Annotated in this window: 25 protein-coding genes; 10 read left to right on the plus strand and 15 right to left on the minus strand. The window is 43.6% G+C overall.

Annotated elements, in window-relative coordinates; genetic code table 11:
- Entirely contained in the window at positions 1-873 is an 873-nt protein-coding gene (locus tag AC4JOV_RS05400) for a radical SAM/SPASM domain-containing protein (RefSeq protein ID WP_229936167.1), read from the plus strand.
- A gap of 47 nt (positions 874-920) precedes the next feature.
- Here AC4JOV_RS05400 and AC4JOV_RS05405 read toward each other — a convergent pair whose 3' ends face one another.
- Complete coding sequence (locus tag AC4JOV_RS05405; protein ID WP_229936166.1) at positions 921-1475, minus strand: lipid-binding SYLF domain-containing protein; 555 nt, start codon at positions 1473-1475, stop codon at positions 921-923.
- A gap of 78 nt (positions 1476-1553) precedes the next feature.
- Between AC4JOV_RS05405 and AC4JOV_RS05410 the strand changes: the two genes are divergently transcribed.
- From AC4JOV_RS05410 to AC4JOV_RS05440, 7 genes are all read left to right on the plus strand, one after another.
- Entirely contained in the window at positions 1554-1838 is a 285-nt protein-coding gene (locus AC4JOV_RS05410) for a hypothetical protein (RefSeq protein ID WP_229936165.1), read from the plus strand.
- Positions 1839-2279: 441 nt separating this feature from the next.
- Entirely contained in the window at positions 2280-3191 is a 912-nt protein-coding gene (locus tag AC4JOV_RS05415; RefSeq protein ID WP_229936164.1) for a histone deacetylase family protein, read from the plus strand.
- A gap of 275 nt (positions 3192-3466) precedes the next feature.
- Positions 3467-4252, plus strand: a complete 786-nt coding sequence (locus AC4JOV_RS05420; protein ID WP_229936163.1) for a carbonic anhydrase — start codon at positions 3467-3469, stop codon at positions 4250-4252.
- Between the two features lie 147 nt (positions 4253-4399).
- The gene (locus tag AC4JOV_RS05425; RefSeq protein ID WP_229936162.1) at positions 4400-4708 is read left to right on the plus strand and encodes an AtpZ/AtpI family protein; all 309 of its coding nucleotides are present in this window, start codon (positions 4400-4402) and stop codon (positions 4706-4708) included.
- A complete protein-coding gene (locus AC4JOV_RS05430) occupies positions 4695-5246 on the plus strand; it encodes a hypothetical protein (protein WP_229936161.1) in 552 nt (183 codons plus the stop codon). Before AC4JOV_RS05425 ends, AC4JOV_RS05430 begins: the two co-directional genes overlap by 14 nt.
- 26 nt (positions 5247-5272) lie before the next feature.
- Positions 5273-5980, plus strand: a complete 708-nt coding sequence (locus tag AC4JOV_RS05435) for an N-acetylmuramoyl-L-alanine amidase (protein ID WP_229936160.1) — start codon at positions 5273-5275, stop codon at positions 5978-5980.
- A complete protein-coding gene (locus AC4JOV_RS05440) occupies positions 5977-7500 on the plus strand; it encodes a sodium:solute symporter (RefSeq protein ID WP_229936159.1) in 1524 nt (507 codons plus the stop codon). The genes AC4JOV_RS05435 and AC4JOV_RS05440 overlap by 4 nt, the downstream gene beginning before the upstream one ends.
- On the opposite strand, the gene AC4JOV_RS05445 is transcribed toward AC4JOV_RS05440, so the two are convergent.
- The 4 genes from AC4JOV_RS05445 to AC4JOV_RS05460 all read right to left on the minus strand — a co-directional run bounded on the left by AC4JOV_RS05445 (position 7497) and on the right by AC4JOV_RS05460 (position 11421).
- Positions 7497-7889 carry a hypothetical protein gene (locus tag AC4JOV_RS05445; RefSeq protein WP_491522196.1) on the minus strand — a complete coding sequence of 131 codons (393 nt, stop codon included), beginning with the start codon at positions 7887-7889 and terminating at the stop codon, positions 7497-7499. The genes AC4JOV_RS05440 and AC4JOV_RS05445 overlap by 4 nt on opposite strands.
- Positions 7890-8114: 225 nt before the next feature.
- Entirely contained in the window at positions 8115-8795 is a 681-nt protein-coding gene (locus tag AC4JOV_RS05450; protein ID WP_229936157.1) for a response regulator transcription factor, read from the minus strand.
- Positions 8796-8880: 85 nt separating this feature from the next.
- The gene (locus AC4JOV_RS05455) at positions 8881-10074 is read right to left on the minus strand and encodes a hypothetical protein (RefSeq protein ID WP_229936156.1); all 1194 of its coding nucleotides are present in this window, start codon (positions 10072-10074) and stop codon (positions 8881-8883) included.
- Positions 10075-10083: 9 nt separating this feature from the next.
- Entirely contained in the window at positions 10084-11421 is a 1338-nt protein-coding gene (locus AC4JOV_RS05460; protein WP_229936155.1) for a c-type cytochrome, read from the minus strand.
- Between the two features lie 230 nt (positions 11422-11651).
- Between AC4JOV_RS05460 and AC4JOV_RS05465 the strand changes: the two genes are divergently transcribed.
- Complete coding sequence (locus tag AC4JOV_RS05465) at positions 11652-12260, plus strand: fumarylacetoacetate hydrolase family protein (RefSeq protein WP_229936154.1); 609 nt, start codon at positions 11652-11654, stop codon at positions 12258-12260.
- Here the strand turns inward: AC4JOV_RS05465 and AC4JOV_RS05470 are convergent.
- Together AC4JOV_RS05470 and AC4JOV_RS05475 are read right to left on the minus strand one after the other, a co-directional pair.
- Positions 12241-12894, minus strand: coding sequence for a LysR substrate-binding domain-containing protein (locus AC4JOV_RS05470; protein ID WP_229936153.1), 654 nt, complete (start codon positions 12892-12894; stop codon positions 12241-12243). The two genes, AC4JOV_RS05465 and AC4JOV_RS05470, sit on opposite strands and share 20 nt — an antisense overlap.
- Positions 12895-13091: 197 nt before the next feature.
- Positions 13092-13904 carry an energy transducer TonB gene (locus tag AC4JOV_RS05475; protein WP_491522197.1) on the minus strand — a complete coding sequence of 271 codons (813 nt, stop codon included), beginning with the start codon at positions 13902-13904 and terminating at the stop codon, positions 13092-13094.
- 184 nt (positions 13905-14088) lie between these two features.
- Between AC4JOV_RS05475 and hemL the strand changes: the two genes are divergently transcribed.
- Positions 14089-15381 (plus strand): glutamate-1-semialdehyde 2,1-aminomutase, encoded by a 1293-nt coding sequence (gene hemL / locus AC4JOV_RS05480; protein ID WP_229936151.1) that lies wholly within the window; start codon positions 14089-14091, stop codon positions 15379-15381.
- Positions 15382-15443: 62 nt separating this feature from the next.
- On the opposite strand, the gene AC4JOV_RS05485 is transcribed toward hemL, so the two are convergent.
- From AC4JOV_RS05485 to amrS, 8 genes are all read right to left on the minus strand, one after another.
- Positions 15444-16469, minus strand: coding sequence for a M14 family metallopeptidase (locus AC4JOV_RS05485; RefSeq protein ID WP_229936150.1), 1026 nt, complete (start codon positions 16467-16469; stop codon positions 15444-15446).
- Entirely contained in the window at positions 16469-17905 is a 1437-nt protein-coding gene (locus tag AC4JOV_RS05490) for a hypothetical protein (protein ID WP_491522198.1), read from the minus strand. Before AC4JOV_RS05490 ends, AC4JOV_RS05485 begins: the two co-directional genes overlap by 1 nt.
- Positions 17906-17947: 42 nt before the next feature.
- Positions 17948-18808 (minus strand): hypothetical protein, encoded by an 861-nt coding sequence (locus AC4JOV_RS05495; RefSeq protein ID WP_229936148.1) that lies wholly within the window; start codon positions 18806-18808, stop codon positions 17948-17950.
- An 89-nt stretch (positions 18809-18897) separates the two neighbouring features.
- Positions 18898-19374 carry a nucleoside deaminase gene (locus tag AC4JOV_RS05500; RefSeq protein WP_229936147.1) on the minus strand — a complete coding sequence of 159 codons (477 nt, stop codon included), beginning with the start codon at positions 19372-19374 and terminating at the stop codon, positions 18898-18900.
- A gap of 53 nt (positions 19375-19427) precedes the next feature.
- A complete protein-coding gene (pcm, locus tag AC4JOV_RS05505) occupies positions 19428-20042 on the minus strand; it encodes a protein-L-isoaspartate O-methyltransferase (RefSeq protein ID WP_229936146.1) in 615 nt (204 codons plus the stop codon).
- A 31-nt stretch (positions 20043-20073) separates the two neighbouring features.
- The gene (gene amrA, locus AC4JOV_RS05510) at positions 20074-20640 is read right to left on the minus strand and encodes an AmmeMemoRadiSam system protein A (RefSeq protein WP_229936145.1); all 567 of its coding nucleotides are present in this window, start codon (positions 20638-20640) and stop codon (positions 20074-20076) included.
- Positions 20637-21446, minus strand: a complete 810-nt coding sequence (amrB, locus tag AC4JOV_RS05515; RefSeq protein WP_229936144.1) for an AmmeMemoRadiSam system protein B — start codon at positions 21444-21446, stop codon at positions 20637-20639. The genes amrA and amrB overlap by 4 nt, the downstream gene beginning before the upstream one ends.
- 94 nt (positions 21447-21540) lie before the next feature.
- A complete protein-coding gene (amrS, locus tag AC4JOV_RS05520) occupies positions 21541-22533 on the minus strand; it encodes an AmmeMemoRadiSam system radical SAM enzyme (protein WP_229936143.1) in 993 nt (330 codons plus the stop codon).
- Between the last annotated feature and the right edge of the window lie 159 nt (positions 22534-22692).

A 22692-nucleotide genomic window follows, 5' to 3' on the forward strand; every position in this document is an offset into this window, starting at 1 on the left:
ATGAAGTTTTATCGAATCTATATTGAACTCACCAATGTCTGCGGGCTTTCATGCAGTTTCTGCCCTACCAAAAATCTCCCTTCGAAACAGATGGACCTGGCGTTTTTTGAGTCTGTGATCAGAGAGGCAAAAGCCTATACCAAAGAGATCGCATGTCATGTGGTCGGCGACCCTATGACACTTTCCAATCTATCGGATTATCTGGATATCATCCATAGGCATGGTCTGAAAGCGATGCTTACAACCAGTGGATATTTTCTCAAAAAACAGCGGTATACTACACTTTTCCACCCCGCAGTCAAACAGATCAATATCTCGCTCAACGCGTTCAATAAAAATGATACGATGCTAACATTTGAACAGTATATCGCTCCTGTACTGGCACTTTGTCATGAGAAAGAAAAACAGGGCAAAGAGCTCTTTATCAATCTTCGGGTCTGGAACCTTGATGAGATGATGAGTGAGCGAAGTTTCAATGAAACGCTTTTTGAGACACTCTCCAAAGCATTTGGGGTATCACTGAGTCTTGATGCGATCTATAAGGAGCGGCCAAAGTCTATCCGGCTGGCTTCAAAAGTACTGCTGCATTTTGATGAATATTTTGAATGGCCTTCCCTAAAGAATCCGATCTATGGTGACGGTACCTGCCAGGGTCTGCAGTCTCACATCGCCATACTGGCCTCAGGGAAAGTGGTACCGTGTTGTCTGGACTGTGACGGTGTGATAGCGTTGGGTGATCTGCATCAAAACAGTCTGGAGACGATCCTCAAAGGGAAGCGTGCACAGGATATGATCAGAGGTTTTAAAGAAGGAAAAGCCGTAGAAGAGTTGTGTCAAAAGTGTAGCTATAAAGATAGATTTAAACGTAATTAGCGGTTTTTAGAAGAGAAGAGAGGTTTTGGGTAGCCTCTCTTGCTATATTATTGGGGGATGATACGTTTAAACTTGTTTCCTTCGAGGCTGATACCACCCATCAGACCCTTTTCTCCAAAGATAAACGCAACGATAGGTTTTTCATAACTGATGGAAGAGATATCTTTGCTTTTACCCCAGTCAGCGATCGCGATGGTACCGTCAACACCTGCTTCCCATCCGTTGCTTGAGATAAAGTTTTTGAGTGAAGTATCACTCAAAAAAGCAATGATCATAGAGTGCTGCTGTGCACCTGCCTGGAAACCAAACGAAGCACTTGTAACGCTGTAGTAGTGTTTTGTCTGGCCATTTATACGCAAGACACCTTCACCATAACTTCCGCCTACCATGAAACCGGCTTTAGTGATCTTTGGAAAGACAAGATAACCTGAGGCATTGTTAATGAACTGTTCTGCACCTTTAAATTGTTTGACAAATTTAGCTACGGCTTGATTGCTGTTTTTTTCAAGTTTTTGGGAGGCTGCGTCGGCAAAAAGAGTACTTTGAAATGTCAAAATAAGTATGATCGCTAAGAGAGAAGAGGGTAGTCTTAACTGTTTCATCTATAAATCCTTTGTGTTTATTATTCGAAATGTGAACAATTATAACAAATTAATGTAAATAACCTATATAATTGCAGTATGGAAAAATTAACGATAAAAGCATATGCAAAAAGACATAAAATCAGTATCTTCAATGTGATGAAGATGGTAAGGGAAGGATCGGTGCAGAGTGAAACTGCAGTTGAAGAGGGTAAAGAGGTACTCTATATTCTGGAAGACAAAGCGCAGGAGCAGAGCGTACAAAGCAAGATCACCAAGTATACACAAACACCTATGAGCCTTGAAAAAGAGATAGAGGAGTTGAAAAGAGAGGTGGCTGAACTGAGAAAAGAGGTGGAGGCGCTTAAAAAATTACATCAGTAAGCTGCAAGTTTTGAGGCAGTGAAAAAACCTAAAAGAGAGGTGTTCGTCATTCTGAACTTGCATCCTAAGGGCATTTTCTACGGCCATTCAGAATCCCCTAAGTTTTGCTCTTATTCAATGAGATCCTGAATCAAGTTCAGGATGACAGTGATAAAACAGCAGTTCTTTCACAGTCTCTTTGCTTATGAGAAAATCAGCAAAAGAGCCGTCCGCTGAGGATTTGTCTAACGGACTTATACAGGAAATCACTAAATGATTTCTCGTACAACCGCGTGGGTCGGGACTTGTGCAGGTGTGGGTAAAATTTGCTCACAAATTGTACGTTCCGATCCAAATCAGCATAAAAAGTCGGTCAACTGAGCCGTCCGCTGAGGACAATCGCGTGGATCGGGACTGTGTTCCGATCCAAATCAGCATAAAAAAAGAAGCTATAATAGTGGTATGAGAGTAGCATATATCACTGATGAAGTTTATCTACGACATGACACAGGTCCGATGCATCCTGAATCACCCAATCGCCTGATAGCGATAGATAATGCATTGGAGAAACTCAAAGATACGTTGATCATGGCAGAACCTGTTTCTGCTTCTGAAAAGATGATCGAGCTTGTACATACCCCTGAATTAATTGAAGAGATTAAAGCGGCCAGTGCCAATGAAAGGCCGATTGATGCTGATACGGTTTGCAGCAAGGACTCCTTTCTGGCTGCCAAAAAAGCTGTGGGGGCGGGGATAGCTGCAGTGGATGGCGTGAAAGCCGGGGCGTTTGAGAGGGCTTTTTGTGCTGTCAGGCCTCCGGGCCATCATGCGACAAAAAGTGTTGCAATGGGCTTTTGTCTCTTTAACAATATCGCGATCACAGCCCGCTATGCCCAGAGTGTAGGCTACAAGAAGGTGATGATCATCGATTTTGATGTCCATCACGGGAACGGTACACAGGGGACGTTCTGGGAAGACGATACGGTCTTTTACTTCTCCTCTCACCAGTCATTTGCCTATCCGGGAACAGGGGCAGAGACAGAGGTCGGTGAGGGTAAAGGGAGAGGGTATACGGCAAACTTCTTTATGATGCCCGAAAGCGGGGATGCAGAGCTGCTGGATATCTATCAGAATGATCTGCCGCCGCTGGCAGCAAAGTTCCGGCCCGATATCATTCTCGTCTCGGCAGGATATGACCTGCATGAGAGTGATCCCCTTGCCAGCCTCAATGTAACGACAGAGGGTATCCGTAAAATGGTAAGAACGATTCTTTCCCTGAGTAGCGTACCCTATATCTTTTTTCTTGAAGGGGGATATCAGCTGGATGCCCTGGGAGAGAATGTCAGGGTCACCATCGAAGAGATGCTGACCTAGGAGATCAAAAAGCCTTCACGCATGATCCAACTTTTTATAGACAAAAGGGGAAGAGGGGTATAGCTTCTCTTTTCCCATCTCATAAAAGATGAGAAAAACTGTACTCACTAATGAGTTTATCTTCTTAAAAAATCTGTTTTACTCAAAAATTTACAAAAAACCCCCGATTTATCAACAATTATTTCTATAAAAAAATTATTTTAAATCAGTTTTATTTATAATTTATTTGAAGAGGGAGGGTCCTCTTTCACATTTCAATCAAAAGGAAACAGATAGTGAAGAAGAAGTTTTTATATGCCGGTATGCTTATTGCATCGATGTGGCTTGTCGGCTGTAATAATGAGAGCGTTGTGCAGGATGAGGAAATTGAGGTACATTTCAGTTATGACGGTGAGACAGGACCGGACTACTGGGGGTCACTGAAAGAGGAGTGGAGCACCTGTGATAATGGGCTGGATATTACTAAAGTGGTTGAAGGAGAACCGCATCAGTCACCGGTAGATTTTTATGATGCAGTACCGGCAGATCCCTCTTTTACACTGGATTATAACAAAAGCATCGCCTTCAAGATGGAAAACAACGGCCACAGTGTGCAGTTTAATGTGGAGGAAGGAAGTCCCAAAGCATATATAACGATCAATGGTAAAGCGTACGAACTGAAACAGTTTCATTTTCACTCCGTGAGTGAACATACAGAACTGGGAGTACACGCAGCTATGGAAGGTCACTTTGTCAATGTTGCCGAGGATAACTCTATTGCCGTGGTCGGTGTAATGATCGACAATGTGGCAGGTGAAGGGAATGAAGCACTTGAAAGTGCCTTTGGACTCGCGATTCCCGAAGAGGAAGAAGAGAATCCAACGCTTATTACGATCAATCCATTGGATATGCTTCCTGGAGGAAAAGTCTACAGCTACTCAGGTTCGCTGACGACCCCGCCATGTACCGAGGGAGTAGCCTGGAATATCTATACAAAACATATCGGACTGAATGAAGAGAAAGTCGAAGCATTCCATGAACACTATGATCACAACTTTAGACCGTTGACAGGTACCTATTAATGATTTACTCTGTTACACAGCTTCCTGTGTAACAGAGCACAGGTCTATCCTCTCCTAACATCTCCAGACAGCTTTTTGAGCAAAAATCATAAACTATGTACCATTTCGCTATACTACGCTCTAAATATTTATACGGAATTACAGATTATGGAACAAAACAAAGAACCACGTTTTAAAAAGATCGTAGATGCTGCTGACGGATTGAGTCTTGGTATCTCTATGGTTGTGGCAGTACTTTTCGGTGTCGGTATCGGCTGGCTGCTGAGAGACTGGACAGGTATCGGCTGGCTCTTTTGGCTGGGGGTATTCTGGGGGATTGCTGCAGCGATACTGAATGTATACAAAGCCTACCAAAAGCAGAAAAAAGAGCTGGACAAGCTGGCAAACGATCCAAGATATAACTACAAAGCAAATAAAGAGAAGTATGATGATGAGGATGAAGATGAGAAATACTAGTTTGAAGATTCTCAAACTGCTTCTTCTCATTGATCTTCTGCTGATTGCCGGGAGTCTCCTCTTTTTTGATAAGCATGTGCTGTACAATACGCAGATAGGATTCTTCTCATCGACTTTAGTGATGATCGGTTCGATGTTCAGCTATCGACGTATGGTGAACAAAAGGGTAGAGCACAATATCATCACTGTGGATGACACCAAGGATGTGATCGACAAGCTTGAAGATCCGTATGATCTCTATAGCGAGGATATCGTAGACGATCCCGATGCTGATCTCAAAGAGGCGATCAAAGAAGAGAAACAGCGTATGAAGGCCAACAGGCGTTCGCTCTTCCAGACACTCAAAGATACCAAAGGAGCACTCTCCATCTACCGCATGAGTGCCTATATCCTGCTGGTACTGGGATTTTTCTATCTTCACAGACATGCGTTGCTCCATATCCCAAGCTATCTGATCTCACTGAGCCTGCCGATCTTTGCGATCGTCTGGGTGCTTGTCACTGACAAAGAAAACCAAACCCAAGATAGGGTAGAATAGTCCTAATTCTTGTTTAGGACTTCTACATGTTGAAACTACTCTTATCACTGATTTCACTTTTTACACTTTCTCTCTATGCAGAGAATGATATTAAATGCACAACCAACCCCATTCAACCCCTCCAGATCATCGATAAACCGATAGATTTCGGTAAAGAGCGTATAGAGATGACCAAGGCCTATATCCGGTCCCATTACGGAAAGACGGTGAACAACATAGAGATCACTCCGAAGATCATTGTACTTCACTGGACGGCAGAGATGAGTTTGGATAAATCCTTTAAACGTCTCCAACCTGAAAAGCTTCTCTCTGACAGAAAAGATATCGTAAAAGCCTCCGCACTCAATGTCTCGGCACATTTTCTTGTCGCACGTGACGGGACGATCTACAGACTGATGCCTGAAAACTGGATGGGAAGGCATGTCATCGGGCTGAACTACTCAAGCATCGGTATAGAGAATGTCGGCGGGAAAGGAAACAAAAGGGATGATCTGACGCCTGCACAGCTGCGATCCAATATCGCACTGGTCGGTTACCTCAAAGGAAAGTTCCCTACGATAGAGTATCTGATCGGACACCATGAGTATACACAGATGGAATCAACTCCGCTATGGCTTGAAAAGGATAAGGGCTACAGAACCGTCAAGCGTGACCCGGGAGAGAAATTTATGAGAAAGGTACGTGAAGCAGTAGGGTTCATGCATCTCAAAAAACCGCCGAAAGGCAGCAAGTGAACTCCGCTTTCGCTGCACTTGACTGGGCGGTTTTTATCGCCTACTTCCTGGTACTGACTGTTACATCGGTACTTTTGAGCCGTATGCAGGTAAAGTCGACACGCGACTACTTCGTCGGAGGCAATAGTGTGCCGATGTTCGCCGTGGCGGTCTCTGTGCTGGCCACTTCACAATCCGCTGCGACCTTTCTTGGGGGGCCTGAGTACTCCTACAGTAAAGATCTGACCTTTATAGGCTTTTATCTCTCTGCGTTTATAGCGGTATGGTTTGTCGCCAAAGTATTGATCCCCCGTTTTTACGAGATCGAAGCGGTGACAGTCTATGAACTGCTGGAAAAGCGCTACGGTACTGCTGCGAAGAAGCAGGCAGGGGTGATGTTTCTGGTCGGCAGGCTTTTTGCAAGCGGGGCAAGACTCTACATAGGCGCCCTGGCTATCTCTATGATCCTCTTTCTGGATATCGAACCGCTGCATGTACTGCTTTCTGTCTTGATCTTGATGCTGGGGGCTTTGGCCTATGTCTATTTTGGCGGGGTCAAGTCTGTGATCTTTTCAGACATTATTCAGGCAGTCACCTATATCGGTGCGGGTATTGCCGTACTGGTCTATCTCTATACGGCATTGGATACGGATCTGGGAACGATGATCAATACGCTGAAGGGTGCTGAAAAGCTGAAAGTACTCGATTGGAGTATGAGCGGCGGATTTAGCATATGGGCATTGATGGGCGGATGGCTGCTGCTCAATATCGCTGCGTACGGACTTGATCAGGATATGACACAGAGGGCGCTGAGCTGTAAAAGTACCAAAGAGGCACAGCGCTCTTTGATGATGAGTATCTACTTGACGATCCCTGTGGCACTGCTCTTTTTGGCTATCGGGTTACTGCTCTACCTTTTTTACCATCACTCTGAGCTATCCGGGATCTCTACTGAGGTTGTGCAGAAGTTTGACGGGGAGAAGATCACTATCTTTATGTACTATATTTTGCATGAGATGCCGGAGGGAATGCGTGGACTGGTCACTGTAGGCGCAGTCGCAGCGGCACTTTCCAGTTCCAACTCGGTACTCGGTGCGATGGCATCGGTGGCTATTGAAGATATCTATAAACCATGGAAAAAGGCCAAGGGTGAGAGTGACGAGATACACTTTGTAAGCGCAGGACGTGCGGCTGTTCTCCTCTTTGCTGCTGCACTCTCGGCGATGGCGATGCTCAGTTACTACTGGCAGCAGAGTACGGAGCTGCCTCTGCTCAATTTCGCATTGGGGGTAATGGCATTTGCTTACGCCGGTCTGCTTGGTGTGTATGGTGCCGCGCTCTTTACAAAGCGGGGCAATGCAGCGACAGTACCGCTTGCCTTTATCCTGGGATTTACGACGGTACTGCTTTTACAGCCTTATATTCTGGGGGAGAGCGTAGGGGAATTTATCGGATGGAAGATAGGCTTTGCCTGGCAACTGCTGACAGGTACTTTGGTTGCATTTGGGGTGATGATAAGCGGTAAAGAAAAAACAGTTTAAATATTATCCGGTAGATACTTTTTTGCTGTATTGTAACTGATACCGGCGGTTTTTGCTACATTATAAGCTGTGATCTCTCTGCATTCCAATCTAAGCAGATTGATTGCATTATTGACCTTTTTTTTACTCTCTATGATCTTGGATCTGTTTGCCTGACGCGTTGCTGTCTGCTTTTTACCATGTTCAATTTGTTTAATATTTTTAATTTTCTTAAAAAATTTGTTTGCTATCGGTTTTCTGTCATTAAATCTGCCGTCACATTCAAAATCACTTTTTTGTAATTTTAATTCGTTTAACATATTGAGCATCAGATCATATTCATGATAGTCAAGATCCAACCTGTAATGTTTAATCTTATTATCATTTTCCACTTTGTCAAAATAAATCATGTGCGGTAAACCCATATCTTCTAAATTATTGGGCGAATTTTACTATAATGAAATTAAAGCTGACAGTGTAAACGTGCTTTTCTTTTCGTTATCACGTTATTTGCAGCAATGCATAAGTTAATCTAATGCTTTATGATTCATATAAGTTCTATAGTAGTTAAAATGATGGGTGGGTCCCAGAACAGTAGGTAGGTTGTCAGGTCCTAATAGAAGTCATGCAGTATACTAAGATACAAACAGATCTACAGAGGTGAGCCGATAGCCAAAATTTTTCTTGGATTCAATGATCTCTTTACCGAGTATCTTTCTCAGACTCCAGATATAATATCTTATGACATTGGAGTTTGATCTGCTGTTACAGGGATATATACTGTTTTCCAGTTCAAGACTTGATACGAATTTCTCTCTGTTTTTTATGAGGTAGTCCAAAACCAATAATGAACGGATATCAAGCTCAATTTTTTTTTGATTGATATAAAGTTTTTTATGTAAAAGGTCATAGTTGACATTATTTGCAATCTGTATAGACTCCTGATAAGTGTGATAGTCTCTTTTTATCAGTGTTTTTATGCGGAGTAGAAGTTCGTCGATATCGGAAGTTTTATTGATAAAGTCATCGCATCCGTTTTTAAAGGATTGCAACATGCTCTCAGGAAAAGAAGATAATACAAGTTTCATCGTGGTGTCATTATAGTCACTGAGTATCTTCATCAGTTCAAAACCGTTGATCTGAGGTACGTTGATATCCAGCAGGTAGAGATCATAAATGTTCTCAAATATTTTGTTTAAAAACTCCTGCCCGTTACTGCAGGTCTCAACAATAAATTCTTCCTCTTCCAAAAAATCTTTTATGCTTTCTTGGTAAAGCTTGTTATCCTCCAGGAAAAGTATTTTTGTACCACTCATGTTCAATTTTCCTCCCCTCTAAAAAATGATAAATTGATATTGTGATAGGAGTCAAAGAAGGATGCTTCTTTGACTCTTCTACTTTTTAAAGTATATTTTTGAACAGTATAGTCATCCCCCAACCAAAGAAAGTAGCCATCCATAGAACCATGATAGCTAAAGTATAGTTACCAAGTTTGTTGACTGCTTTATCCTGTGAACCGTCAAAAACCTCTTTAGATTTTCCAACTTTCCATGACATTGTAAGGATATAGGCAACACCAGTACCCCCCATGATGAGGAATGTCAAGAGGAACATCGTAATTGACGGAATCTCAAGATTAACCGGATAATCATAGATATTGTATCCCAGTCCTGTCATCAGATCAAACCTGATCAATTCTCTCACACCGGAGATAAAGAGTGCAACGACTACCAAAATACCGGTAGTGATGTAGCTGTTTTTATTCATCATTACCATGAAGAGTAAGATAAGTACACCTACGATCGTCGCGATCACAACAGGGTGAAAGAGATATCCTACCTGCATCATCCAGGCAACAAATACCACGGCACTGATAAGCAGTCCGATTGTTCCGAGTTTCGTTCCGAGCGACGCAGTATAATCGATAAAATCTTTACTGAAATCTTCTCTCGTACTCAAGAATCTGCTGTAGTTTTGTAAAAAGATACCGACAACAGGAATCGCTAAACTCACCATAAAGAGAAGTCTGATCAGATCGACATTGAAGGTCCAACCGCTGTTGTCCACTACACCGTTCGGTGCATACATGTTCATCCACTCATTAGGCATGATGGAAGTCACTGCAAAGTTATGCATCAAAATCCCGGCAAATACCAACACGGCAAAAGAGATGATACCGATCAGTTTTCCTCCGCCGGCTTTCGCTTTATTTGCATAGTAGTACCAGTAGTACATCATATAACCTAAGATCAATGCATAGATAAAGATAAATACCCACATTCCTGACAAGGCATTGGTTGTATACCAGTTAGGATCGTAGATTACCTGTGTAAACAGAAGGGGAGCAACCCCTAGAACGATAAGCAGTGAAACACTGATCTTACCTGTCTGGATAAGATGCGGTGTCAATATCTTCCACCGCGGGTCATCTTTTTGTTTCAATGTTCCGTACAATGAGAGTCCCATAGAACCCAACGAGAGTAGAACAAAAGCAGCATGTAGTGCCCAGGTCAAAATATAGAGTGCCTGGAAGACCACAGGGTAGAACGGTACCCCGGCAGGGTCTCTTAAAGCCAATAATACAGATGCGTCCATAAATCCTCCTTAATATTTTTGTGATGCGAGATATTCCGCCATTGCATCATATTCGTGTTCCGGCAACTCGAGTTTTGGCATATAAGGAATTGATCCGCTGCCGATTGCGTATAAAATACTCTTGATCCCCTCTTTGTCCATCCCTGTAAGTCTATCTTTTAGTGGTCTGAATTTACCTGTAGTCTCCAGAGAGTGACAGTTGGAACAGGACATTCTAGCCAGCAGTTTTCCTGCCTCAAGTTTATTCTCTGCAGTGATCACTTTTAGATTTTCAGGAACAAAAGGGTTGACCTTCAGTAGACCTTTTTCTGCGATGATAGGAAGTTCACTTTTGATCCCTTTACCCGGTACATCACGGCTGACGATCTGGTTAGAGTAGATATATTGACCTGCAACATACGGTTTTCTCATAGATTCTCTCAGCTTTTCTCCCGGCCACAGTCCTGCGAGAAGTATTACTACGATCATAGAGGATGCCAGTACCGTATTGATCGTCTTCGGTCTTACAATTGCAAGAATGAAATAGAGTGAAAAAACAATCGCCAGGATGATTCTATTTTGAATGATAGACTCTTTTGTTACATTAAAGACCGCATGGGCATTATCCGGAAGTGTCCCCATATACCACATGAAGAAGAACATTGTGACAAATCCCCCGATTAAACTCACAAAGCCCATTTTTCTACTCAGTTCATTTGAGAGTGCCTCATTCTCTTTTTTCATCGCACTTGATATCACAAGTCCGATGACTCCTGACATCATGATCATAAATCCGATTCTAAGGAACATGTGAGGGAAAGTATTGACACCAAAGAATGCATCACTTGCACTTCCTGTTGTATAATAACCTTCGGTTCCCGGCCACATCATAAAGCTGATAATACCGATAATAAGCGCAAGCGTACCTACGGAAGCAAGTGCGAAAGTAAAGGTAAGTTTCAGATGTGTCTTCTTATCGATCTTATCTATAAAGTATACCAGTGCAAAAACCCCGATGACCTCATAGACAAAGAAGACCCACTCCGTTGCCCATACCCAAACAAAGTTGTGTATCAGTGCACTGATCCCCCTGGGGCTTGCAGCCGTAGCTGTATACCATATACCCGGTCCTGTGATAGAACCTATAACATACGAAAAGATCAGTAGAAACATACCGTATTTTTTCATATACGGGTAAAGATCGCTCCTGTTCTCTTTATATGCTTTGTAGGCTAAAAATGCAAAAAGCATAGCAGCACCAACGGATGTATGTGATGCAAGAATGTGTATGGTACCAGTGATACCCATCATCCAAGCACTTCCGTACTCCGGAAAATAAAACAACGGAAATTGTCCTATTATGTCCATATAGTCTCCTTTTTTTAAGATACACTGCATTATAAAACCACTTTGTTAATTATTTGTTAGTTTTCCACCCTTGATAAAAAAAAGAGTTATATTTATTATTTTTCATGATTATATGTAGATCTGGTCTCTATATGGTTGGTGAAACTGTGATACTTCAAACACCATCTGATACAATATCTGTATCCAATGCTTCTAGCGCTAATAGGACAAAAGAGAGGAGAGAGTCATATATGAACAAGATCAGTTTTAATCATAGAGAGCTTGTGCCATCCAAGGTGGTTTGTATAGGAAGAAATTATGTTGAACATATTGAAGAACTCGGTAATGAGACACCCGATACAATGGTTGTTTTCAACAAGCCGAACTCTGCGATCACCGATAGCCTTCATTTCATTAGTGAAGATACGCGCTTTGAGGGGGAGATATGTTTTCTTATAGAGGATAAAAAGATTGCAGGTATAGGTTTCGGGCTTGATCTTACTAAAGCGGAGATACAGAATAAGATGAAACAGAAAGGTTTGCTATGGGAGAGGGCAAAGGCGTTTGACGGTTCGGCTGTATTGGGTGAATTTGTAGCTTTCAGCGGAGATCTCAGGCAGCTTCGTATGGAACTTTTTATCAATGATGAGCTTATACAGTTTGCCGATTATGGGCTGATGATCTACAAGCCTTTGGAGATGCTGGAGGAGATAGATGGTTTTATGTCACTTGAGGATGGGGATATCGTCATGTCAGGGACACCCAAAGGTGTAGGTACCTACAAAAGAGGGGATCATTTTGCAGGAAGAGTATATGAAGGGGAAAGGCTGCTGGTAGAGGCTAGCTGGAGCGTTCAGTAGTGGTTTGTTGTGTTATAAGATAGTTGATGATCGCTTCCAGTTTTTCGCTATCATCTCTCTTCTTATCGTAAATGATATAGAAGTTTCTCACTATAGGCACCCCTTCGATACGGGAGAGATAAAGTTCTTTTCTTTCAATTTCATCTTCTACCGCCAAGCGTGAGACGATCGTGACAGTAGGGTGCTCTTTGTTCGGTTTTGACCATTTGATGCTTTGTATGGCAGAGGTTGTATTATCCACCTCCATTAATGAGTCAAAATCCTGATAAGAGAGCTCATGTTCTTTCAAAAAACCTGTGATCAGTTGACGGGTAGGAGACTGTTCTTTTCTGCATAAAAGCTGGCAGTGGATGATCATCTCTTTATCGATGGATTCCCCCAGCGAAGCTTTAGAACAGACAACAAGTTCATCTTCGATCCATTTTTTATAGACAAGTGTATCATCGAAGATCGCCGATTCGATCAGTCCCAGGTCAAAAATACCCTCTTTGACCCCATCAATGATTTTCTCAGAACTCAAGATCGTCAGATTGACCTGTCCATTTATAATCCTGCTCAATTCGATGAGAGGTTCGCCCGGCAGAATATGTGAACCGATCGTATTGGAAGCCCCCAAGTTTATTTTTTCATTCAATCAAAAACCTTTTTTTATACTTACACCTATCTTATAATAATTATAAGCATGGGTTACTTAATTTACTCTTTTTCCCTAAATCTGCCTCATAATAGCAGGAAAGGCGGGAGAGTATCCTCGCTAACATCATATAAATTTATAAATATCATTAAAATTATTGATCATTAAAGATATTTTCGTTCAGTTTAAGTAACGAACTAGTAGAGTCTATAGGTGACATAGAACATGATCTTGGTTTTTTTCTTTGGTTTTGGATAGTCTTTATAGGCTGTCTTTATCACTTCCAGCGTATTTTCATCCAACACCCTGTAGCCTATCGAAGATCTGAGGCGCAGCTCTGAGATATCACCGTTGGGGTGCAGGTAGAATGAAACGATATTGGTACCCTGCATCTGCATACGTACCGCGGTATCCGGGTAACCTTTGCGCCAGAGTGTATTCTGTGTGATACGGTATATCTCTCCGAGTCTTTGTTTGATGAACTTTTTTTGTTCTTTGTTATAGGTGTGAAACTCCTTACCGTAGATACGTGATACCATCTGGTCGACAAAGTTTTCTTTTTTAGGCCGTGGTGTCATTGCACTGCCTGAACGCATCAATGCATTGGCCAGCGGATCTTTGGATCTTCTAACCGGCTTATGTTCAGCCACCTTTTTTACCGGTTGTTGTCTCACTGCTTTGGGTGCTTCTTTTCTCTCTGTTTTTGGAGCCTGTTTCACTACTGCGGGCTTGAATTCAGCTACTTTGGTGGCATTGTTCTCTTTGCTCTCTTTTGCCGCAATAAAACTTTTCTCAACACGCTTCTTTTCCTTTTTGGCAGGCTCTTCTTTCTTTATAGGTTCTTTTAGAGGTTGTTCTACCGGTGGAGGAGTGACTTCCGGTAGAGGCGGTAGAGGTTTAGGCTGAGGTATCGGTTTTGGAGCCTGTGGTACAAATGAGTTGAGGTTGAGAGAGATTTTTTGGGATTGGCTTTGCGGTTTGGGGAGCTTCAACTCTTTTGTGTTCACCACAAATAGCAGGAAAATCAACAGGTGCAATAGGAGTGACAGTAGAAATGCTTTCAGTGTTCTGGTACGGATAATCGACCCCTTAGTGCCATTGTTGTATAATTCACGCTATTATCTGATGAGTGCTAAGCTCCATAGAGGAACACGCTCTCAAATCTCAGAATTATACACAACAAGGATTAATCATATGGCATACGATAAAAGCATCGCAGCATTTGAAGAAGCATACAAAGTGATCCCGGGAGGTGTAGACTCACCTGTACGTGCGTTTAATGGTGTGGAAGGAACACCTCCTTTTATCCAAAGAGGCGAGGGGGGACATCTCTATGATATCGATGGAAACAGATATATCGACTTTGTACAGAGCTGGGGACCGTTGATCTTCGGTCATGTGGATGCTGATATCCAAACTGCCGTGATGGAAGCCGTGAAGAATGGACTGAGCTTTGGAGCTCCGACACAGGTAGAGACAGAGCTTGCTACAGAGATCACAACACTTTTTGATACGATCGATAAGGTACGTTTTGTCAGTTCAGGTACCGAAGCAGTGATGTCTGCTATCCGTTTGGCACGCGGATTTACCGGCAGAGACAATATCCTGAAGTTTACCGGATGTTACCATGGACACTCTGATTCTCTGCTTGTTCAGGCCGGTTCGGGCTTGGCTACATTCGGTGCACCGTCGAGTCCGGGAGTTCCCGCTGATCTGACCAAGCATACACTGCTTGCAACATATAATGATATAGAAGAGGTAAAACAGTGTTTTGCCGATGCAAAAGGTGAGATCGCGTGTGTGGTCATTGAACCGATCGCAGGGAACATGGGACTGGTCCCGGCAACAGAAGATTTCCTGCAGGAACTTAGAGCGATCTGTGATGCACACGGTACACTGTTGATCTTCGATGAAGTGATGAGCGGATTTAGGGCTTCATTGAGAGGTGCACAGGGGATCACAACGGTTAAACCTGATATGGTGACACTGGGTAAAGTGATCGGTGGAGGAATGCCTGTAGGGGCATTTGGTGCAAGAGCGGAGATCATGGCACACCTTTCACCTGAAGGTCCTGTATACCAGGCGGGTACACTAAGCGGTAACCCTGTAGCGATGGCAGCAGGTCTTGCGAGTCTTAAAAAGCTCAAAGCAAATCCGAGTATCTACGTAGAGCTTGGCAATAAAGCAAAAAAATTGATGGAAGGTTTCCAAAATGCTGCGAATGCGGTGAATGTACCGATGGTTACGGATGTAAGAGGAAGTATGTTCGGATTCTTCTTCTCTGAGATACCGGTAAGAAATTTTACAGAAGCACAGCAAAATGATACAGCGATGTTTGCAAAGTTCCATAAAGGGATGTTGGATCGTGGTGTATATCTCGCATGTTCTTCTTTCGAGACAGGATTTATCTCTACTGCAACAACTGATGAGATGATCGATGAATCTATCAAAGCTGCCTACGAAACGCTCAAAGAACTTACAGCGTAATCTCCTATGCCTTGTACTCCTTGGTACAGGGCAATCTATTTGATTTTACAGAACATTTTTTCTTATCTTTTCTCTCTATACTCCTCCAACAAATAACAGAGACAATCCTGTAGAATGATTCTTTTGTCCAGTGTGATCATCGCCGGCATCAGTGGCTTTTTAAGCGATAGTGCACCATTTTCATTGATGAGTATATCATCCGTGATATCGGTACCGTTCTCCAATGTGGCGATAATAGGTTTGTCGATTGTCGTATGGGCAAACACTTCGCCTTTTTCAAGACGGGTAAAGTTGTGGCGGTCAAAGTTGTTTGTCAGTGTGAGCTCGAACTCCCCTTGCTCCTCTTCAAAACCGAATGTCACCCCCTCGGCAATTTTGAGTACTGCACTGTTGTATACGAGCTGAAGATCGTGTTCGGGCAGTGCTTTATCGGGGAAGTGCTCCATATGCATCAGGTCATCGATGAGTGCTACGGCTTTTTCTATCCCCAGAGGATTTCCGGGAGTGGAACACTCCAGAGTGATCGCAGGACAGATCTCATCAAATGCCATGGTTGAGACCCCTTTTGGCGTATGAAATACCATACCGATATGGTTGAAGAAACTGCTCAGGTATTTGTTTTTCTCATTGACAATAGAGATACATCCGTAAGGCGGGTTCTTCCCCGTATTGTTATGCAGGTCAAGGGCTGCAAAAAGCCCGTTTTCCGTGATCTTCTCCATCACTTCCGCAATGAGTTGTGCCGTAGGGGCTTCCGGGTGTGGTGTCCCCGGCCATGCACGGTTAAAGTCCAGTTCATTATCCTGTCTCCTCAGTCCCAGTGATGCCGCCTCGACATTCCCCACAAAGAGCCAGAGCGTTCTTGGCAGATCGTAGGATCCATCCACTTGATACTTTTTGAGAATCTCCTGCATGATCTGCAAACCGCTGAACTCATTACCGTGCAGCAGGATCGAGATGAAGAGGGCAGGCTCTTTATCTCCTTTGAGACGGATAAGCGTAGGAGATTCGAATACCTCTTTGATATCACGGTAGTTGATCTCTAAAAATCTTTCAGGGATCTGATCTATACTATTCAGTCTTTCCATTATACGCTCCAAAGGTGTACGGGGGTATCGTTTTTAAAGTTTCTCATATAATCCTCCACAAGTTTATTGATATTATTATATTTTTCAAAGTGTTTAAGCTGCCAGAGTGCACCGTTTTGGCCACTTGCCGCACGCGCTTGAATGATATCCAGATAAGTTTCTATATGCTTTACACCCAAAGACTCCAAGCCTTCTCTTGCGAGATTGAGACCGGAGTGTACTATCCACTCATTGAGTATCATACTTTTCCCCTCTAAAGGTTCATGAAATCTATGTTGCATACCGCATTTGGCTATCTGATAAAAGTCATCTTTGAGCACTTCAAAAGGAATCTTCGTAAGATCTTTACCGCTATTCACCAGACCTTCTATCAGGCCGATATAAAACCAAATATTCGTCTGCATATCGATAAGTGTAGGTCCCGAAGGCAGTACACGAAGCTCCATTCTCAGTCCCCACTTCCCCTCTTTGCCTTGAGAGATGATGGGACGTATCCACCGCCAGATGGTTCCATTGTGAAGGTTGAAGTGATAGAGTTCTTCTACCGGTGCATCCACCACATCGGGGAAGAGGATCTTAAAAGCCCTGTTTTGCTCGAACAGTTCAAGCCAGGAGTCGATATAACCATGTGCAAAGTGTACCCTTTTCTCCTCGCCTTTTTTCCTTCTTCTCTTGTCCCTGGCATCGGTTGACTGCTCAAAGATAGGGATGCGGGACTCATGCCAGGCTCTTTTGCCCAATACCAATGAAGCGTTTGCTCCGAAACCCACCATAATCACTGAGGCGAAAAGTGCAGCATGATAGTAGTCTGTTGCACGGGAAAAAGGGACTTGAAAGTGTATCTGCAGTGAAGTAGAGAGTGCCTCGCTCATCACATCATCCCTATCCAGTTTCACTTCATCCTCACCATGGAAAAGCATGTGGATACTCTCGTGGCGCAGTTCATGGATACGTTTTGATGCCAGGGTATAGCGTTTCATATCCGACTGGTAGTGTGCAGGATCGAAATGTTCAGGCATAAGAGTGGGAAAAACACCGAAGAGTCCGAGAAGGGTATTGAATTTTTGGGCAGCATTTTCCGCCTCTTGAAAGAGTCTTGTAATGTTCTTTTTCAGATCAGAAGGCGTGGAGGGACCAAAGGTAAAGACGCTGCCGTTGATCTCCAGGTCATAGTTGGCAAGCTCATGGGTGAAAAGAGAAGTATCAAGTTCTGAAAGTATCTTATGATTGATCGGTGCAGGTTGATTGTTCGCATCAAGGATACATGCTTCCAGCTCATACCCTAAACGTTTTGATTCACTAAAAAGTTTGCCGTCCTGTTCAAAGAGTTGTCTGACAAACGCAAGCTCAGAGAGCCAGGCATCTTCAAATGCCCGGTAGTCCTGCTGGGTAAATGCTTCTTTGTGTATCTCTGAACCCATTGTTTGTCCAATCAATGCTTTTTATATCTATTATACATTGCATTGGCTTGTTTGACACTAAGCGTTTTTTCTTTGTGTCAGATAGATAAAGACTGCGAGTGAAAGGATGATGAAGGAGATTCCGCCCATCAGATAGAGTGCATTGACCATCTCTCCATCCTCTTTCATCGCGATTTTAAAGACTACCATCAGGGTCTCGATAGCCAGAGCGATCAGGATCGTAAAGAGGAATTTTGTCAGCAGTTTGACCTCCTCTTTGGAGTTCTTGACATAGCTTTTATAAAAGACCTCCTGTTCCAGGACTGTTTTTGCCAGGTCAAAGATCGCCAACCCCAGTGTCGCAGCAATGATCGGCTTGAAGATCGTATGGATATCAAGATTCATCGCCATGACATTGCCCCCGAAGTCAAAGAGAGAGTAGAGGACGGCCGCCAAAGCGATGATAGCCATGAACGCTCCGGTAAAGAGGTAAAAGGAGAGTTGCACCGCGTCAAAGGCAGCATGTCTCTCTATAAGCTTCAGTCTCTCCAGCAGTCTTTTCAGATCAAAGTCCATAAAGATGATCTTGTCTCCCTCTTTTTTGGTGACGGTGATACAGAGTGTCTGTGTTGCGGCACTTTTGTAGGGTGCGGTGAATGCAAAACCGTTCTCCTTGATCTCCAAACGATCCAGAAGATAGGCTCTGCTGATATCCTTGGCATCTTTATCGATACGGTTCGGGTAGATATTGGGAGAGGTTTGTACAGAGCTTTTTGCATCTACAACATAGACCAGTTCTAAAGCCTTAAATACATCAAACAGATTTGCGAAGTTCTCTTCTTCAAATGCACTCACTGTACCGACATTCAATACGCTGTCTTCAATAAAGCCGATGACTTGTTCTTTTGCTTGGTAATAGGCTCCGAAATACTCTTTCATTTATTTTATCCTTGTTTAATTCTTTGTTTAATTATAGAGCAAAAGAGGACAAATAGGAGAAGATTAGTGCTTATTATTTGATCAATACGTTATTTTTTGTGTATCGTCCATCCCGCTTTTTCAAACTGCTCTGTTGCCTCTTTTTCGAGTACACCGGTAATGACATTCGGAGGGGTTGAAAATACAGGTTTATATCGTGCCAGCCCTTTATCCTGGAGGATATCCCATCTACTATATCCACCCATATGCGGGGTTCGAAGTGCAAAAACCACCTCTTTGATCTTTTGTTCACGCATCATAAAAGAGCACATCGGGCATGGCTCACAGTTGGAGTAGAGTGTACACCCGGAAAGGTCTGCACTGCCCAGTGCCTCTCTGGCTCTTCTCATCGCAATGATCTCTGCATGGTCTGTGATATCATCATGCAGGGCACTGTTTCGTGCTTCAGCGATGATCTTATTCTCTTTGACCACAACAGAACCGAAAGGATTGTCCCCATCATCCAGCGCCTCTTGTGCCAGTTCGATACAACGTTTTATAAACCTCTCATGCGCTTCTGTTTTCATCTCCACATTGCTCCTTTATCTATATCTGTGTACCATCTGATGATCTCTATGGGTTAATAGATCAACGGAACGAACCTGAACCCGTAGATACTCTCTCTTTGACACTCCTCTTCAGAGATCTTTGTGATCACATCGATGGAGTCTTGTATCGGGATCACCAGTTTACCGCCGACATTGAGCTGCTCTATAAGCGCTTCGGGCAGTTCATCCGCAGCTGCCGAGACAAGTATCTTGTCAAACTTCTCCCCTGGAACACCAAGTACCTCTCCTGCTTTTTCGATCCTGCATCTCTCATCCCGGCAGTACCTGGCAAGATTGTGTTTGCCGAACTCTACCAAAGCATCTATCCTCTCCAGGCCTAGAACAGTTCCTTCTTCTCCGACGATATGGCACAGCATAGCAGTGGTCCATCCCGAACCGGCACCGATATCAAGTATCTTTTCTCCCTTCTGTGGAGCGAGGTGTTCGAGCATAAAGGCAACGGTGGTAGGCTGTGAGATCGTCTGGTACTCTCCGATACCAAGCGGTATATCCAGATAGGCACTCTCTCTGAACATATCGGGGACAAAGTCTATCCTGTCGACCTTTTCAAAGGCTTCAATGATCTGCGGACTTTTCAGTACCCTGTCGATAATGATCGAGTCAATGAGTGAGTCTAGATCTTTCATTTTTTCCCTCTTTTTAATTTTCTGTAGGATGCTACCTGCTACCTTCCTTATACTCCTCTACTTGGTAGGTATGGATCTCCGGATGGAAGGCAAGACACTCCATCCCCATGCCGGCTTTCATGCACAGGTGCATAAAAAAACTTTCAAAATCCGGCAGCTGTTCCCATACTTGCGGCAGATAGGTTGCCTGATGGGATGCATCATGTTTGAGGATGACACCGTCCGTGCCTACTCGGATCTTTGATTTGAGGTCATCTATTGCGCTGTATTCCACTTTTTGAGGCGGGGTAAGGATAGAGACCTCTACCGTGATCTTTTCGAACTCGTCTTGCGTCAGTGAAGGAAATCTTGGATCGTTCAATGCTGCACTCTTCGCGTTATGGATGAGATCTTCATAGAGCGGACGGTGTGCGACTATGGAGCCGATACAGCCTCTGAGCAGTTCATGTTCCCCTATGGTGAGTGTGACAAAACATGCCCCTTCCTCTTTCAGCCAAGGGTTCTCTTCCATCATATTATCCAGGTCCAGGGTATAGGAAATACCTACGGCTTCTGCGATTGCTGCGCGTGCAAGCTTCAATAAAACTTCTTTTTTCATCTCTTCTCCACAAACGCTGCGCTCATATATCCGACCACCTGTGACTCATCACCGCTCGCATCTGCACTTGTACGGTAATCCAGCAGGACCGGCTCCAACCCTATCTCTTCAGCGACGATCATTATCGCCTCTACACCGATCTTCCCGCAAGCTTCACATCCCCCATGCAGTTTCGCTCTATCAAGACCTTTGACCGCGTCCAGACAGATGCTGTCAAGATGGTTGGCTTTCTGTATGTTGTAGTAGTGGCTCAGGTCGGTACTGATCACTATGGCTGTTTTGGGATCCTGCAGCAGCCGTTTTATAATGGGTGCCAGCCTTTCAGGTTTTTCATCAGAGTAGACGATCTCTTCTACCGTTACATCGGGCTTGTATGCTTTGATAAAGGGAAACTGTACCTCTGTACTGTGTTCATGATGTGCATCGGGATAGTACTGCAGTCCAAACTCCTCTTTGAGCTCGCAGGCAAGTTTCCTGTCTATCGGGAGATCCCCTAATGGTGTATGATAGTTGTCACAATCGGCGATACTGCTCCCTTCAAAGTAAACACGGTGGCTAGGACCGATGATCACGATACGGTCAATATCCTGATCTGCAAGGAGTTTAAGGGCGATATTGGCGGTGAAACCACTATACATATATCCCGCATGAGGAACGATCACAGCTCTTGGATGCAGCTGCCAGATCGGATCATCCTTGGAAAAGTGTTTCTCCAGTATCTGGTTATAGTGATCAAAGACTTTTTTGACCTCTTGGGGGTTTGAAGGGTAAAACTGTCCTGCTACCGAGGTTTCACGTGTACTCATTTCCATATTCCTTTCACTTCTAATGCTAAAGCATGATACAAGGAAATCACTAAATGATTTCTCGTAAAAGCTTTGCCCTTGGCAAGAGAAGAAGTCATTTCCATACTCCTTCTATCTCTCTCCGGCAGTTGGGGCAGTGACCGTTTTCCAGTCTGTTTACGGTAATGCTGTATCCGGTTCTGTCTATCAGCAGTTCATCACACTCCGGACAGTGGGTATCACCGTGTACAGGGACATTCCCCAGATAGATATAGTACAATCCTGCCTCTTTCCCTATCTGTTTGGCACGCTGAAGTGTCTCCAGATTGGTTCTTTCATGGTCAAGCATTTTGTAGTCAGGATGAAATGCAGTCAGATGCCATGGCACATGCGGCCCAAGATCATTTTTGATGAACTCAGCCATCTCTCTGATATCCCGGTCGCTGTCATTCTCACCCTCTATGAGTAGGGTGGTTACCTCTACCCATATCCCTTCATCCACCATTCTTCTCAGTGTATCTTTGACCTCTTCAAGGCCTCCTTTGAGCACTTTTCTATAGTAGTCACTATCCCAGCTTTTCAGGTCGATATTGGCTGCATCGATCCAACTCGCCATATCTTTAATGACCTCCGGAGACTCAAACCCGTTACTGACAAAAATATTTTTAAGTTCCTTCTTCTTGGCAAGCAGACCGACATCTTTGGCATAGGGATAAAATATGGTCGGTTCATTATAGGTGTAGGCGATAGAGTCACACCCCTCTTCAATGGCTAAATTCACCATCTCTTCGGGGGAGACATTGATGTTTTCATTAATCTTGTGTTCCTGGGAGATATCCCAATTCTGACAGAAGGGACATCTGAAGTTACACCCCACCGTTCCGAATGAGAGTGCGCTGCTTCCGGGGAGTAGATGGTAGATCGGCTTTTTTTCCACCGGATCGATATGTACGGCAACAGGGTGTCCGTAGACGAGATTTTTAAGCTCCCCATCCACATTTTTATTCACACCGCACATTCCTACATTACCCTCTCTGATGGAACAGGAGTGGCGGCATAGAAGACAGATGATCCTCTCTTTGTCTTTTACTTCTTTATAGTATTTCATCTACAGCCCTTCTCTGAGTTTTCAGGACTCAAGTTTATTTAATCATACCACATGGCTATAAGTTTGTCAAATAGTTCGAGAGAAAGATAACCATTCGTAACAAATAGGATAATGGTACTCCTATTTAATGATATCCACTTTGTGATTTTTTCTTTTTTT

It is taken from the genome of Sulfurovum sp. MH2-6 (assembly GCF_058374785.1).

Coding starts and splice junctions, on each gene's coding strand:
- AC4JOV_RS05430 (WP_229936161.1), top strand. CDS start 4,695: ATGAGAAATACTAGTTTGAAGATTCTCAAACTGCTTCTTCTCATTGAT.
- AC4JOV_RS05410 (WP_229936165.1), top strand. CDS start 1,554: ATGGAAAAATTAACGATAAAAGCATATGCAAAAAGACATAAAATCAGT.
- AC4JOV_RS05415 (WP_229936164.1), top strand. CDS start 2,280: ATGAGAGTAGCATATATCACTGATGAAGTTTATCTACGACATGACACA.
- AC4JOV_RS05495 (WP_229936148.1), bottom strand. CDS start 18,808: ATGAAAGAGTATTTCGGAGCCTATTACCAAGCAAAAGAACAAGTCATC.
- hemL (WP_229936151.1), top strand. CDS start 14,089: ATGGCATACGATAAAAGCATCGCAGCATTTGAAGAAGCATACAAAGTG.
- AC4JOV_RS05400 (WP_229936167.1), top strand. CDS start 1: ATGAAGTTTTATCGAATCTATATTGAACTCACCAATGTCTGCGGGCTT.
- AC4JOV_RS05425 (WP_229936162.1), top strand. CDS start 4,400: ATGGAACAAAACAAAGAACCACGTTTTAAAAAGATCGTAGATGCTGCT.
- amrS (WP_229936143.1), bottom strand. CDS start 22,533: ATGAAATACTATAAAGAAGTAAAAGACAAAGAGAGGATCATCTGTCTT.
- AC4JOV_RS05460 (WP_229936155.1), bottom strand. CDS start 11,421: ATGGACATAATAGGACAATTTCCGTTGTTTTATTTTCCGGAGTACGGA.
- AC4JOV_RS05450 (WP_229936157.1), bottom strand. CDS start 8,795: ATGAGTGGTACAAAAATACTTTTCCTGGAGGATAACAAGCTTTACCAA.
- AC4JOV_RS05435 (WP_229936160.1), top strand. CDS start 5,273: ATGTTGAAACTACTCTTATCACTGATTTCACTTTTTACACTTTCTCTC.
- AC4JOV_RS05465 (WP_229936154.1), top strand. CDS start 11,652: ATGAACAAGATCAGTTTTAATCATAGAGAGCTTGTGCCATCCAAGGTG.
- AC4JOV_RS05405 (WP_229936166.1), bottom strand. CDS start 1,475: ATGAAACAGTTAAGACTACCCTCTTCTCTCTTAGCGATCATACTTATT.
- AC4JOV_RS05500 (WP_229936147.1), bottom strand. CDS start 19,374: ATGAAAACAGAAGCGCATGAGAGGTTTATAAAACGTTGTATCGAACTG.
- AC4JOV_RS05445 (WP_491522196.1), bottom strand. CDS start 7,889: ATGATTTATTTTGACAAAGTGGAAAATGATAATAAGATTAAACATTAC.
- amrB (WP_229936144.1), bottom strand. CDS start 21,446: ATGAGTACACGTGAAACCTCGGTAGCAGGACAGTTTTACCCTTCAAAC.
- amrA (WP_229936145.1), bottom strand. CDS start 20,640: ATGAAAAAAGAAGTTTTATTGAAGCTTGCACGCGCAGCAATCGCAGAA.
- AC4JOV_RS05455 (WP_229936156.1), bottom strand. CDS start 10,074: ATGGACGCATCTGTATTATTGGCTTTAAGAGACCCTGCCGGGGTACCG.
- pcm (WP_229936146.1), bottom strand. CDS start 20,042: ATGAAAGATCTAGACTCACTCATTGACTCGATCATTATCGACAGGGTA.
- AC4JOV_RS05485 (WP_229936150.1), bottom strand. CDS start 16,469: ATGGAAAGACTGAATAGTATAGATCAGATCCCTGAAAGATTTTTAGAG.